A 12853-nucleotide genomic window follows, 5' to 3' on the forward strand; every position below is an offset into this window, starting at 1 on the left:
TGAGTTTTTAGGTGCTGACACCTGTACTGGTCAGCGTAAGCGTCTGCGAAAACGCCTGCTCCGATGTTCCATCTGATAACATCGGAGCAGGCGATAAAAAAGGGGAGTCAGCGGGTAGCCTTCAGGCGTGCCATAGCACGGGCCAGAGCCGCTTTGGAGAGATGATATTCACGAATACTCTGCTTCTGGCGCAGCCGTTCTTCCGCGCGCTCTTTGGCGCGTTCGGCACGCGCACGGTCGATTTCGTCAGGACGTTCGGCGCTGGATACCAGAAGAATGCAGTAGTCCGGCATAATTTCTGCGAAGCCGTCGCTGACAACGACCTCGTGCGGTGTGCCGTCTGTCTGGAACCGCACCGTACCCGGACGGAGTGCGGTAACGACCGGCTCATGTCCCGGCTGCACGCCGTATTCACCGTCGAGTGCAGGCATAGTCAAATTGGTTGCCGGTCCGGTGTAAAACTGCCGGTCCGGCGTGATGATCTCCAGATAGAAGGTGTTCTCCATCAGAGTGCCCCCATATCCTTGGCCTTTTTGTGGACCTCGTCTACCGTGCCGACCATGGAGAAGGCAGCCTCCGGATACTGGTCAAGTTCACCGCCGAGCAGCGCTTCAAAGCCGCTGATGGTGTCCTCAAGCGTTACATAGCGCCCTTCCAGACCGGTAAACTGCTCGGCAACCGAGAACGGCTGCGAGAAATACTGCTGCATGCGGCGGGCACGATCGACAATGCGGCGGTCGTCTGCACCAAGCTCCTCCATACCGAGGATGGCGATGATGTCCTGCAGTTCGCGGTAACGCTGCAGCAGCTCCTGTGCGCCGCGTGCGACCTTGTAATGCCGCTCACCGACAATATCCGGCTCGAGGATACGCGAGGTGGAATCCAGAGGGTCAACGGCAGGGTAGATGCCCTGCTCGACAATCTTACGGGAGAGGACGGTCTTGGCGTCCAGGTGGGTAAACGTGGTCGCCGGAGCCGGGTCGGTCAGGTCATCCGCCGGAACGTAGACCGCCTGCACGGACGTGATTGCGCCGTCCTTGGTGGAGGCGATACGCTCCTGCAGAGCACCGACCTCATCAGCCAGCGTCGGCTGGTAGCCGACCGCCGAGGGCATGCGGCCCATCAGTGCGGAAATCTCCGAGCCTGCCTGTACATAGCGGAAAATATTGTCGATAAACAGCAGCACGTTCTGCTTTTTCACATCGCGGAAGTATTCCGCCATGGTCAGACCGGTCAGTGCAACGCGCATACGCGCTCCGGGCGGTTCGTTCATCTGTCCGAACACGAGCGCGGTCTTGCTCAGTACGCCGGATTCCGCCATCTCGCGCCACAGGTCGTTGCCCTCTCGCGTGCGTTCGCCGACACCGGTGAAGATGGAGTAGCCGCCGTGCTCGGTGGCGATGTTGTGAATCAGCTCCTGAATGAGCACGGTCTTGCCGACACCGGCGCCGCCGAACAGACCAATCTTGCCGCCCTTGGCATACGGCGCGAGCAGGTCGATGACCTTGATGCCGGTCTCGAGAATCTCGGTCGTCGGGTTCTGCTGTGCAAAATCCGGCGGCGCACGGTGGATGGACCACTTTTCCGGTGCGTTTACATCGCCCTTTTCGTCGATCGGCTGACCGAGCACGTTGAACATGCGTCCAAGGGTCGCTTCACCGACCGGCGCTTCAATCGTGTGACCGGTGGACAGCACCTCGTCGCCGCGGCCGATGCCCTCACTCGGGGAGAGCATGATGCAGCGCACGGTGTCGCCGCCGACGTGCTGTGCGACCTCCATCATGCGCGGCTGTCCGTCCGGTGCAACGGAGAGTGCTTCATTTATCTCAGGCAGGCTGCCGCCGTCAAAAGCAACGTCCACAACCGGACCTGTTACCTGTACCACGGTACCTTTGCGTTTCATAGTAATTTCCTCACTTTCTATGCGCGTCTGCCGTCTGCGAGAAAGCGGACGGTCCGCGTCGGAATCGGACGGCGGGGCTGCGGTGTTTCCGCGGCGCTGCCCTGTGTGCCGCCGACGATCTCGGTGATCTCCTGCGTGATGGCGGACTGCCGTGCGCGGTTGTAGTGCAGTGACAGCGATTTGAGCATATCGCGTGCGTTGTCGGTCGCGGAGTCCATTGCCGTCATGCGGGCATTCTGCTCGGCACAGAAGGACTCGACCAGCGCGCCGAACAGCTCACCCTTGACATAGCCGGGCACGAGGTGCTCGAGTACGCGGTCTGCCGAGGGCACATACTGCACCATCTGATGATACGGTCCGTGTTCACTCGGACGCGGCTCCCATGGGAACGCGTCAATGTCGAGCGGCAGCAGCTTCTGCACGCGCGGCTCAAGCCGCATAGGCGTTACCATTTCGGTGTAGACGACATACACGTCGTCGAGCTGACCTTCGCGGAACAGACGGATGAAAATATCCGCAATGTCCCGCGCACGGGCAATCGTCGGGTCCTGCACGGTGAACATGAACTCGCCGTCCACGCGAATGTCGCGTTCGGCGAAGTACGCGCGGCCCATCTGACCGATGAGGAACAGCGTTGGATCGTCCTCCTGTGCAAGATGCTTCTCGGCCAGACGCAGCACGTTGTGATTGTACGCACCGGCCAGTCCCTTGTCGCCCGTGATAACGATGTAGCCGGACTTGCGGTGCTTGACCTCGGGCCGCTTGTCGAAATAAATATGCTCGATTTCAGGGGAATGGTGCAGAATATCGGCAATCGTGGAGCTGATCTTGAGAAAATACGGCTGCACATTGTTCAGCTGCTGCCTTGCCTTGCGCAGCTTGGAGGACGAGATCAGGTACATCGCGTTTGTGATCTTGAGTGTTTGCTGCACACTGTCAATGCGGGTGCGGATCTCCTTTATGCCTGCCATGCTGCACTCACCTGATCTTTATAGGTTTTCAGGGCTTCCCGGATCTGCTCGGCAGCCGTGCCGGTCAGGGTACCGGTGGACTGAATCTCTGTCAGCAGGGAATCGGGCAGACTGTCGGCAAATTTCTGCACAAAATCGCGTACCCGGTCGAGCGGAACATCGCTCAGCAGACCGTTGGTCGCAGCATACAGGATAACCGCCTGCCGCCATACCGGCATCGGGTGGCACAGCGGCTGCTTGAGGATTTCCATCAGGCGTTTGCCGTGCTCGAGGGCCTGCTGAGTGTCCTTGTCCAGATCCGAGCTGAACTGGGTGAATACCTCCAACTCGCGGAAGCGAGCAAGATCGATACGCAGCGTACCGGCGGTTTTCTTGATGGCCTTGGTCTGTGCCGCACCGCCGACACGCGATACCGACAGGCCAACGTTGATCGCCGGACGCTGACCGGCAAAGAACAGGTCGTTTTCCAGATAAATTTGACCGTCCGTGATGGAAATGACGTTGGTCGGAATGTAGGCGGAAACATCGCCTGCCAGCGTTTCAATGATAGGAAGCGCGGTCATCGAGCCGCCGCCGTACTCCGGCGTCAGGCGGCAGGCACGCTCGAGCAGACGGGAATGCAGGTAGAATACGTCGCCCGGATACGCCTCACGGCCGGGCGAGCGGCGCAGCAGCAGCGACAGCGTGCGGTAAGCGACCGCGTGCTTGGATAGATCATCATACACGATGAGCACATCGCGGCCCTGACTCATGAAATACTCGCCGATAGCGGCGCCGGCATACGGCGCGATATACTGCTGCGGCGCACCGTCTGCTGCAGTGGCAGAAACAATGATGCTGTAATCGAGTGCGCCGTATTTCTCGAGCGTGCCGCGCAGGCGCGCCACTGTGGATGCCTTCTGGCCGATGGCAACGTAAATGCAGATCATATCCTGCCCCTTCTGGTTCAGGATGGTGTCGATGGCAATGGACGTTTTGCCGGTCTGGCGGTCGCCGATGATCAGCTCGCGCTGACCGCGTCCGATCGGCACCATCGCGTCAATGGCAAGGATGCCGGTCTGCATCGGCTGGTTTACCGGCTCACGCGATACCACACCCGAAGCCTCTCGCTCGATCGGACGGCGCTCGGTCGTTTCAATCGGTCCAAGGCCGTCAATCGGTTCACCGAGGGCGTTGACCGTGCGGCCGATCATCGCATCGCCGACCGGAACGTCAGCCGCACGTCCGGTGCGGCTGACCGCCGAGCCTTCATGCAGGCCGTCCTCGCTGCCGAGCAGTACCACGCCGACGCTGTCGCGTTTAAGGTCGAGCACGATGCCGTGCACACCGGTGTCAAACTGCACCAGTTCGCCGTATACAGCGCGGTTTAGACCGTAAACGGTGGCGATACCGTCGCCGACCTCGATGACCGTGCCGGTTTCGTCGCAGCGCGTACGGTTGTCATATTGTTCAATCTCCTCGCGGAGAATAGATAAAATCTCATCTGAATGGTTCAATGGTTTTCACCCCTTTACAGGTCATGCGCCAGTGCGCGAAGCTGTCCGCGCACGCTTTTATCGTAGGTTACGCCGTCGATTTCGGCAGTAAAGCCGCCGAGCAGCGTGTCGTCCTGCACGATTTCAAACGTAACCGCGCGGCAGCCATGCCGTGCGCACAGCAGTTTGGCAAGCGAACTCAGTGATTCATCATCCGGTTCGCGGGCACAGCGGAATACGCACAGGCCCTCGCCGCGGTCGCGCAGCTCAAGCAGGCGGAACTGCCGGACGATCTCCGGCAGGAGCGCAAAGCGGTTTTTGTCCGCCAGCAGCAGATAAAAGTGCTTCAGCTCGCCCATCGTGTCAAAATCGGGCAGGCGGGACAGCACAGCTTTTTTCTCCCGCGCACAAACGGCAGGCGAGCACAGCGCGTCCCACAGCGGCGCACAGCCGGTCAGATAATCGGTGGTTCGCTGCAGATTGCTCAGCGTGCAGCCGGTATGACGCAGGGCACCGGCATACTGTACGGCGGTCGAGTTCATCGCGCGGCCTCCGTTTCTTCCCGCAGAAAATCATCGATCATGGCGCGGTCGGTGTCGCTGTTCAGCGTCCGCTGGGATACCTTGGCGGTGGTCAGCAGAACGAGAGCGGCAATCTCCTTTTTCGCCTCACGGAGCATCTGCGTCCGCTCGGATTCCCGACGGCGGGCAGCCTGCTCGTCCAGCCGCTGCACAGCGGTCTGCGCTTCTGCAACCAGCCGGTCGTACTCCTGCTGACCGCGCGTGCGGGCATCCTCGATGATTTGCGCTGCCTCCTGCTTTGCGGAAGCAAGCTGTGCGGCGTGCGCGTTTTGCTGCTGCTCAGCCTCGGCGAGACGTTTGTCCGCCTGATCGAGCGTGTCCGACACCTGCTGCGCACGGTCATCGAGCATTTTTGTGATGGGTCCGAACAGGAATTTCTTCATCAGCACGAACAGGATGAGCAGATCAACAAACACCCAGATAATCTGCGAATTTAGATTGAGGATCATTCGATCTCACCCCGATCAATTCATGAAGATAAGCAGGATACCGATCAGAAAACCGTAGATGGCGGTTGCCTCGGCCAGTGCACAGCCGAGGATCAGGTTTTTGCTGATCTGGCCGGAGGCCTCCGGCTGACGTGCAATGGCTTCCGAGGATTTCGCGGTTGCATAGCCGATACCGAGACCGGCGCCGATGCCGGTCATAACTGCAATAGCTGCACCAATAGCAATACTCATTTTTTGTGATCCTTTCTCAGATAAAACAGTGGTTACTCAAGCGATTCCGACAGAAAAAGTGTTGTCAGGAATACAAATACGATTGCCTGTATCATACCGTCGAATACATCGAAATACAGGCTCAGCGGGATGGGGACAACGACCGGAATGGCCATTTTGACCAGCTCCATGATAACGAATCCGGCGAAAATGTTGCCGAACAGTCGCATGCAGAGCGACAAAGGCCGAATGCCGATCTCCATAATGTTGAGCGGCGTGACGACCGAAACCGGTTCGCTGAACTTTTTCAGTCCGCCGCGCAGACCGTGGAACCGGAACTGCGAGCCGTAGATCAGCAGGGCGCTCATGATCGCCAGACCGGCGGTGACGTTCAGGTCTTTGGTCGGCGGCGTTACGCCGAACAGACCGGCCATGTTCGCCAGCGCAAGATACAGGCCTACCGTGCCAAGGTACGGAGCGAAGGTGCGCCAGTATTTGTCGCCCAGTGTGTCGCGGCAGAAATTGTTGATGAAGCCCACCAGCATCTCTGCGGCGATCTGCTTTCGCCCGGGACGCTTGCGCAGTCCGTGCGTCAGCCAGATGGCAAGCAGGGTCAGCACAACTATGATTGCCCAGCTTACCACAGCGGATTCCGGAACCGGTATTCCGCCGAACAGCGGAATCTCGAACGCAATATGGGTTTGCAGTTCGGCATTCAATTCCGCTTTGATTTCACCCAAAGGGCATCACCTCGTTTGTCTATAAGTTGGTTTACGCGCTTATTGTAAAAACCTGTCGGAGTTTACGCAAGCTTATGAAACTAAAAAAAATTAACCCGCGCAATTTGACAGATTTGCATAAATCTGCAGAGGGGATTTGATGAATGTTGACCAGTGTGTTATGATATGAAGTATCTTCTTAAAAGGAGTGGATGAATTTGATAAATGCACGTTCCTCCGGCTCACTGCACCGGCAGGTGCGCCGGATGCTGATCCTGTGCATTGCGGTGGTGGTGCTGCTGTCCACGTCGGTCGGTTTGGGCATCGGCCTGTATCAGGAGGTGCGGACGCGCGACCAGCTGCTGTCCAATGCAGCGCAGATGGCGGCAGATGCGCCGCTGCTGATCGAGGATATTCGGGCAGATAACGCACAGCAGTATTTGGCGCGGACCGTACGGCGTGTATCTGAAGTGGATATGCTCGGCGTGTATGATATTAAGGGCAAGCCGACAGTGTTTTACGATCTCGTGTCCGGTACAGGCGACGCATCTTTGCTGCCCGAACTGAAAGCGGATACGGTCAGCCGCCTGTGCAGCGAGGAAAAGCCGGTGCTCTCGAACGATGAGATGCCGGACGGCGCGGATCGCTGTGCCTATGCTGTCATGCGCGATGAAAACGGCAGGTGACCGGTATCGTCATGGCAGGGCTGTATCTGCGCTCCTACCATCGGACGGTGCTGCGTGTGCTGCTGTCGTATCTGCTCATCACGCTGTTCGCGCTTGGCATCGGCAGTCTGCTCAGCGTGCGGTTTTCCAAGCGGGTCAAGCGGGAACTGCTGGGCTATGAGCCGGACGCGTTCCGTCAGCTGTTTCTGCAGCGCATGGATATTCTGGATGCATTGGATGAGGGTCTGATGGCGATCGACGAACACAGCATGATCACCTATATGAACCGTGCGGCAGCGGATATTCTCAAAATCAAGGTGAAGGATGCACTCGGTCAGCCGTTAAAGACGGTCTATCCGCGCTCGACGATGGCGCGCGTGCTGCAGACCGGCAAAAGTGAATACAACATCGGTCTGGAGTCCATCAAGCACGTTTCGGTAATTTCCGACCGTATGCCGCTTTGGCGGGACGGCAAGGTGGAGGGTGTTATCGCTATTTTCCGCAACCGGACCGAGGTCACGCGACTGGCGCAGGATTTGACCGGCGTGCAGCACATTGTCGGTGCGCTGCGGGCGTATACGCATGAGTTTACCAACAAGCTGCATGTGATTCTCGGTCTGTTACAGCTGGGCGAGTACAAGCAGGCGGAGGACTATGTGCTGCATTTAACGCAGACGCGCGCACACTCGATCGGCTATATTTCTGAGCGTATTCGGGAGCCGTCGGTTGCGGCGCTGCTGATCGGCAAGGCGTATCGTGCGGCAGAGCTGGGCATCCGGTTTGTGCTCGACCCGGCGAGTGAGCTGCATGGAGACGGACAGTATCTTCCGGCGAGCAGTCTGATCACCATTCTTGGAAACCTGACTGAGAATGCGTTTGACGCACTGCGGGATGCACCGGAAAACGCACAGAAGGAAGTGACGGTCAGCATTCGCGAGGGAGAGCACGGCATGCTCATCAGCGTGGACGACAGCGGTGCAGGCATTGCCGCCGATAAGCTGGACCGCATTTTCGAGCGCGGCTTTTCCACCAAGGGCGAGGGCAGAGGCACCGGTCTGTCACTCGTCAAGGAAACCGTGAACGCGTTCCACGGAACGATTCGCGTCGAATCCGAGCCGGGAATCGGCAGCTCGTTCATCATTACGGTTGCGGAATCCGCAAACGGACAGCAGTAAGGAGGAAATCCGATGTACACAACGGTTATTATTGAGGACGATCCGATGATTACACGGCTCAACCGCCGGTGTATCGAGCAGGACAGCCGGTTTGCCGTCGTGCAGACGTTTTCAGCGGCGCATCCGGCGCTGTTTTGGCTGCAGCGCAACCCGATCGACCTGATTATTTTAGATGTTTACATGCCGCAGATGAGCGGCACCGAACTGCTGCTGCAGCTTCGCGCGGAAGGTGTGGACGCGGATGTCATCATGGTCACTTCGGCGAATGACGCAAAAACGGTCAACGATGCCGCGCGACTGGGTGCAGTGGATTATCTGGTCAAACCATTCGCATATGAGCGGTTCCGGCAGGCGCTGGACGTGTTCTGCCGCCGGAGAGAGAGCGTGCAGCGCGACAGCTTCAGTCAGGAGGCGCTCGATCATACGCTGTTTCAGGCTGCGATGCCGACACAGCCTGTCACGCCGCCAAAAGGTTTGCAGAGCCAGACGCTTTCGCGCATTGAGGCATATCTGCGGGCTGCGCCGGATACACGGCATACCAGTGATGAGATCGCATCGCATGTTGGCTTGTCAGTTGTCACTGTGCGCCGGTATATGAATTACCTGACTGAACAGCAGGTTATTGGCAGTGAGATGGATTACCGCACCGGCGGACGACCGTGTCTGGTGTATTTTCTGCGGAAATAAATCCTATATCATTCTATATAAGATGAGTGTTGTAAAAATCCTCCGTTTTACGGAGGATTTTTACTTTACATTTCCCGACCTCACTTTACAGGATTTTGATAAGAACTTGATGCGCAAGCGTTAGAAGCGGCACCGATTGTTCGGTTACAATGGAAACCGTTGAAAACAAGAAGGGAGTACAACAGCTTATGTTAGGAGCATATTCGCAAAGCATTCGACGGCACAGAGGTGCTGAAGGATATTTCGCTGCGTATTGAGGACGGTGAAATTGTCTCCATTCTCGGTCCGTCCGGCTGCGGCAAAACCACGCTGCTCAACCTGATCCTCAGCATTATCGGCGCGGACAGCGGCTCCATCCGCTATAACGGACAGGATATCACATATACGCCGATGGAGAAACGCGGATTTAAGGCAATACTGCATAATTGGACAAGAGCGATTTGCGAGTAAATTTTGCGTACTGACGAGGCGCGGTTTTGCGGTAATACTTGACGTATTACCGTGAAATCGCAACAAAGTCAGGGCGCGAAATTTCCGCAAAGCGCCGCAGCTTTAATTGTGCGGTGTTGCCTTAACATTGTATTTCAGGATTATGCGCTGTTTCCCAATCTGGATGTGCAGCACAATGTCCTGTACGGACTGAAAAACCGTCCGAACAACGACTTCGTGCGCAAGTTTATCCTCAATCAGCTTGAGATCAAGCGCAATAATATTTACGCATTGTTCGCAGCACGGCAGCGATCGGAGCGGTGGTGTAACGCGGCATGAAACGACATAACAGGGAGCTGCATGTGATCTTTGGTGTAATCGCACTGCTGTTCCTTATATTTCTGGCCGTGCCGGTGCTCAAGCTGTTCGGAAAATCCTTTCTGGATAACGGCATCACGACCGGGTTTTACACCTCGGTGCTGCACAGCAAGGGCTTCGGACGGACACTCGGCAACAGCTTCCGCGTATCGGCGGCAGCGGCTGTACTGGCAACGACAATCGCATTCGTCATTGCTTACGCAATTCATTACCCGCGTATTGCGCGTCCGCTCAAACAGGCTCTGCAGGCAATCGCAACCCTGCCGATGTACCTGCCGACCATCACCTACGGCTTTGCCATCATTTATTCCTTCGGCAAACAGGGCCTGCTGACACGGGTGTTCGGCCGTCAGCTGTTCAATATCTATGGCTTCCGCGAGATGTATGACTACATCAAGCAGCAATGGGTTTGAAAATCGGCTCCATGACCGGTTATACCGATGCAATGATGGCAGTTGTCACCGAAAATGCGGCAAAACAGGGCTACGCACCGGACGCGTGGTTCAGCCCGGATTCGGTGGACGGTCTGGGCCGCCCGAACCCGTATATGATTTTTGCCAACATGCAGAAATTCCAGGTGCCGTCCGTGCAGGTGGTCGTCAAGGTCGGTGACACTGTGTCTGACATTCAGGAAGGCAGGAATGCCGGTGTCCGCTCGCTCGGCGTGCTCGAGGCAGCAGTGTGATGGGCATGACGCAGGCAGCCTATGAGGCACTCTCTGCTGAGAAAAAGCAGGCTGCACTCGATCGTGCGCGGCAGGTGTTCCTCGAGGCCGGTGCGGACGATGTGCTGCTGAACATCGAGCAGCTGCCCGCGTGGATTCAGGCGAACGATTAAAGCATACTGAAATACAAAACCCGAAGTGCAGGTTTTACGCCTGCACTTCGGGTTTGCTTTTTGCTGTTTTTAATGCTCCGCCCAATCAAGCGACCGTCCAACCGCCTTATCCCAGCCGGAGAGCAGCTTGCGGCGTTTATTCTCGTCCATCGAGGGCGCATACAGCGTATCGCATCGCCAGAGCTGCTTCAGCTCCTCGCGGCTGCGCCACACACCGGTCGCGAGTCCGGCAAGATAGCATGCGCCGAGCGCGGTCGTTTCGCGGATGACCGGACGGCGAATCGTGCAGTCCGAAATATCGCTCTGGAACTGCATCAGGAAGCTGTCGCGGCTGGCACCGCCGTCCACAGAAAGGGAGGAGAGGGTAGTGCCGGTATCGCGTTTCATGGCGGTCAGCAGGTCGTTCACCTGATAGGCGATGGACTCCTGTGCGGCGCGGATGATGTGCTCGCGGGTCGTGCCGCGCGTCAGACCGATGAGACAGCCGCGTGCGTACATATCCCAATGCGGCGCGCCCAGACCGGTGAATGCAGGCACGAGGTACACGCCGCCGGTGTCCTTCACCTTGCCCGCGTAGTATTCCGCATCGCGGCTCTCGGAGAAAAAGCGCATCTCATCCCGCAGCCACTGGATGACGGCGCCGCCGACAAACACGCTGCCCTCGAGCGCGTACTGCGTCTCTCCGCTGATTTGAATGCCGATGGTGGTCAGCAGGCCGTTTTCGCTCTCGCAAGCGGACGTGCCGGTGTTCATCAGCAGAAAACAGCCCGTGCCGTAGGTGTTTTTCGCATCGCCTGCCGCAAAGCAGGTCTGACCGAACAGTGCCGCCTGCTGGTCGCCCGCAATGCCTGCAATCGGAATATCGCCGCCCGGCAGGGAAACAGAACCGTACACCTCGCTCGAGGAGCACACGCGCGGCAGCATCGCCCGGGGAATATCGAGCGCGTGGAGCAGGGTATCGTCCCAGTCCAGACGGTGAATGTCGAAGATCATCGTGCGTGCGGCATTGGTCGCGTCCGTGATGTGCACCTTGCCGCCGGTCAGCTTCCACACCAGCCAGGAATCCACCGTGCCGAACAGGATTTCTCCGCGCTCGGCCTTCTCTCGTGCGCCCTCCACATGGTCGAGCAGCCACTTGATTTTCGTTCCCGAAAAATACGCATCCGGCACCAGACCGGTCGTACGTCGGATGTGCCCGGACAGACCGTCCTGCACCAGCCTGTCCACAATATCCGCTGTGCGGCGGCACTGCCAGACGATAGCGTTGTGAATCGGCCGTCCGGTATTTTTATCCCACAGGATGGTCGTCTCGCGCTGGTTGGTGATGCCGATGCCCGCCACATCGGACGGAGAAACATCGGCTGCCGCCAGCACCTCGAGCATAGCTGCATACTGCGTGGACCAGATTTCCATCGGGTCCTGCTCGACCCAGCCCTCGTGCGGATAGTGCTGGGTCAGCTCATGCTGCCGGATGGCGAGAATATTCTGTTCGCTGTCAAATAAGATCGCTCGTGAGCTTGTCGTGCCCTGATCGAGCGCCAGTATATATTTTCCCATAGCGGAAACTCCTTTTACTCTTTGCATCTATCATACCGTTGCGGACGCGGATTGTCAATCGCTGCAAATTTGACGGTGCAGTGCATTTTGTGGTAAAATCAGTGCGAAAAATGCATAGAAGAAGGGGATTGCATGAGAATTTATGAATACGGCGAGCCGAATGCGAAAAACGTGCTGCTGCAGCCGGTTGGGGATCACGACCTGCCGGCCATCGAGAACGAAATTCGTGAGATCAAGCGGCTGACTGCACAGCCGTTCCGTTTGATTGCCGTCAAGGTTGAAAGCTGGAACAATGACCTGTCTCCGTGGTGCGCACCGGCGGTTTTCGGTCATGAGGACTTCGGAGACGGTGCTGCGGCACTGCTCCGCGAAATCCTGCCGCTGTGTGAGGACGCAGACAGACGATACATCATCGGCGGGTACTCGATGGCAGGGCTGTTTGCCCTGTGGAGCGCATATCGGACCGACCGTTTTTCCGGCATCGCGGCAGCCTCGCCGTCTCTGTGGTTTCCGAAATTTCTGGAGTACATGCAGGCGCATGATCTGCACAGCGCTGCCGTCTATCTCAGCCTGGGCAACCGCGAGGAAAAGACGCGCAATCCGGTGATGGCTGCCGTCGGTGACCGCATGCGGGCAGCGTATGCGCTCCTGCAGGAGAAAAACGTAAGCTGCACACTGGAATGGAACAGCGGCGGGCATTTTCAGCAGCCGGACTGCCGCACGGCAAAGGCGTTTGCGTGGGTACTGGAACACTTATTTTATTAAGGTATAACTTATGCTTGAGAAGTCTGTCGGATTCCTGTATAATAATAAATAA

The 12853-nt window shown here is 57.6% G+C and carries 18 protein-coding genes; 9 read left to right on the forward strand and 9 right to left on the reverse strand.

The window, feature by feature from the left end; genetic code table 11:
• Positions 1-107: 107 nt before the first annotated feature.
• From atpC to DXB00_RS03440, 8 genes are read right to left on the reverse strand one after another with little or no spacing between them, the layout of a single operon-like run.
• Positions 108-506, reverse strand: a complete 399-nt coding sequence (atpC, locus tag DXB00_RS03405) for an ATP synthase F1 subunit epsilon (protein WP_110436414.1) — start codon at positions 504-506, stop codon at positions 108-110.
• Positions 506-1903: a F0F1 ATP synthase subunit beta gene (gene atpD / locus DXB00_RS03410; RefSeq protein WP_117750962.1), complete on the reverse strand. Its 1398-nt coding sequence runs from the start codon at positions 1901-1903 to the stop codon at positions 506-508. The genes atpC and atpD overlap by 1 nt, the downstream gene beginning before the upstream one ends.
• A gap of 17 nt (positions 1904-1920) precedes the next feature.
• Positions 1921-2874, reverse strand: coding sequence for an ATP synthase F1 subunit gamma (atpG, locus tag DXB00_RS03415; protein ID WP_119214520.1), 954 nt, complete (start codon positions 2872-2874; stop codon positions 1921-1923).
• Positions 2862-4370, reverse strand: coding sequence for a F0F1 ATP synthase subunit alpha (gene atpA / locus DXB00_RS03420; protein WP_117489330.1), 1509 nt, complete (start codon positions 4368-4370; stop codon positions 2862-2864). The genes atpG and atpA overlap by 13 nt, the downstream gene beginning before the upstream one ends.
• Positions 4371-4384: 14 nt before the next feature.
• The gene (locus tag DXB00_RS03425; protein WP_118729600.1) at positions 4385-4891 is read right to left on the reverse strand and encodes an ATP synthase delta subunit family protein; all 507 of its coding nucleotides are present in this window, start codon (positions 4889-4891) and stop codon (positions 4385-4387) included.
• Entirely contained in the window at positions 4888-5379 is a 492-nt protein-coding gene (gene atpF, locus DXB00_RS03430; protein ID WP_118729601.1) for a F0F1 ATP synthase subunit B, read from the reverse strand. Before atpF ends, DXB00_RS03425 begins: the two co-directional genes overlap by 4 nt.
• A 15-nt stretch (positions 5380-5394) precedes the next feature.
• On the reverse strand, positions 5395-5610 hold the full coding sequence (gene atpE, locus DXB00_RS03435; RefSeq protein ID WP_110436420.1) for an ATP synthase F0 subunit C: 216 nt from the start codon (positions 5608-5610) through the stop codon (positions 5395-5397).
• Between the two features lie 32 nt (positions 5611-5642).
• A complete protein-coding gene (locus DXB00_RS03440; RefSeq protein ID WP_118729602.1) occupies positions 5643-6329 on the reverse strand; it encodes a F0F1 ATP synthase subunit A in 687 nt (228 codons plus the stop codon).
• A 197-nt stretch (positions 6330-6526) separates the two neighbouring features.
• Between DXB00_RS03440 and DXB00_RS03445 the strand changes: the two genes are divergently transcribed.
• From DXB00_RS03445 to DXB00_RS16980, 8 genes are all read left to right on the forward strand, one after another.
• Positions 6527-6994, forward strand: coding sequence for a hypothetical protein (locus DXB00_RS03445; RefSeq protein ID WP_119214521.1), 468 nt, complete (start codon positions 6527-6529; stop codon positions 6992-6994).
• Between the two features lie 11 nt (positions 6995-7005).
• A complete protein-coding gene (locus tag DXB00_RS03450; protein WP_147359182.1) occupies positions 7006-8148 on the forward strand; it encodes a sensor histidine kinase in 1143 nt (380 codons plus the stop codon).
• Between the two features lie 12 nt (positions 8149-8160).
• Positions 8161-8835 carry a response regulator gene (locus DXB00_RS03455; protein ID WP_118729604.1) on the forward strand — a complete coding sequence of 225 codons (675 nt, stop codon included), beginning with the start codon at positions 8161-8163 and terminating at the stop codon, positions 8833-8835.
• A 228-nt stretch (positions 8836-9063) separates the two neighbouring features.
• On the forward strand, positions 9064-9285 hold the full coding sequence (locus DXB00_RS03460; RefSeq protein ID WP_337764215.1) for an ATP-binding cassette domain-containing protein: 222 nt from the start codon (positions 9064-9066) through the stop codon (positions 9283-9285).
• 108 nt (positions 9286-9393) lie between these two features.
• Positions 9394-9603, forward strand: coding sequence for a hypothetical protein (locus DXB00_RS16970; RefSeq protein WP_243022683.1), 210 nt, complete (start codon positions 9394-9396; stop codon positions 9601-9603).
• Entirely contained in the window at positions 9600-10055 is a 456-nt protein-coding gene (locus DXB00_RS03470) for a hypothetical protein (RefSeq protein WP_119214523.1), read from the forward strand. Before DXB00_RS16970 ends, DXB00_RS03470 begins: the two co-directional genes overlap by 4 nt.
• The gene (locus DXB00_RS16975; RefSeq protein WP_243022685.1) at positions 10052-10327 is read left to right on the forward strand and encodes an HAD hydrolase-like protein; all 276 of its coding nucleotides are present in this window, start codon (positions 10052-10054) and stop codon (positions 10325-10327) included. The genes DXB00_RS03470 and DXB00_RS16975 overlap by 4 nt, the downstream gene beginning before the upstream one ends.
• A complete protein-coding gene (locus DXB00_RS16980; protein ID WP_243022687.1) occupies positions 10324-10479 on the forward strand; it encodes a hypothetical protein in 156 nt (51 codons plus the stop codon). The genes DXB00_RS16975 and DXB00_RS16980 overlap by 4 nt, the downstream gene beginning before the upstream one ends.
• A gap of 69 nt (positions 10480-10548) precedes the next feature.
• Here DXB00_RS16980 and glpK read toward each other — a convergent pair whose 3' ends face one another.
• Positions 10549-12036 (reverse strand): glycerol kinase GlpK, encoded by a 1488-nt coding sequence (glpK, locus tag DXB00_RS03480; protein ID WP_118729606.1) that lies wholly within the window; start codon positions 12034-12036, stop codon positions 10549-10551.
• A gap of 132 nt (positions 12037-12168) precedes the next feature.
• Here glpK and DXB00_RS03485 point away from each other — a divergent pair, with 132 nt between their 5' ends.
• Complete coding sequence (locus DXB00_RS03485) at positions 12169-12801, forward strand: alpha/beta hydrolase-fold protein (RefSeq protein WP_117751615.1); 633 nt, start codon at positions 12169-12171, stop codon at positions 12799-12801.
• Positions 12802-12853 lie beyond the last annotated feature (52 nt).

This window comes from Butyricicoccus sp. OF10-2 (assembly GCF_003481925.1).
Classification (GTDB): domain Bacteria; phylum Bacillota; class Clostridia; order Oscillospirales; family Butyricicoccaceae; genus Agathobaculum; species Agathobaculum butyriciproducens.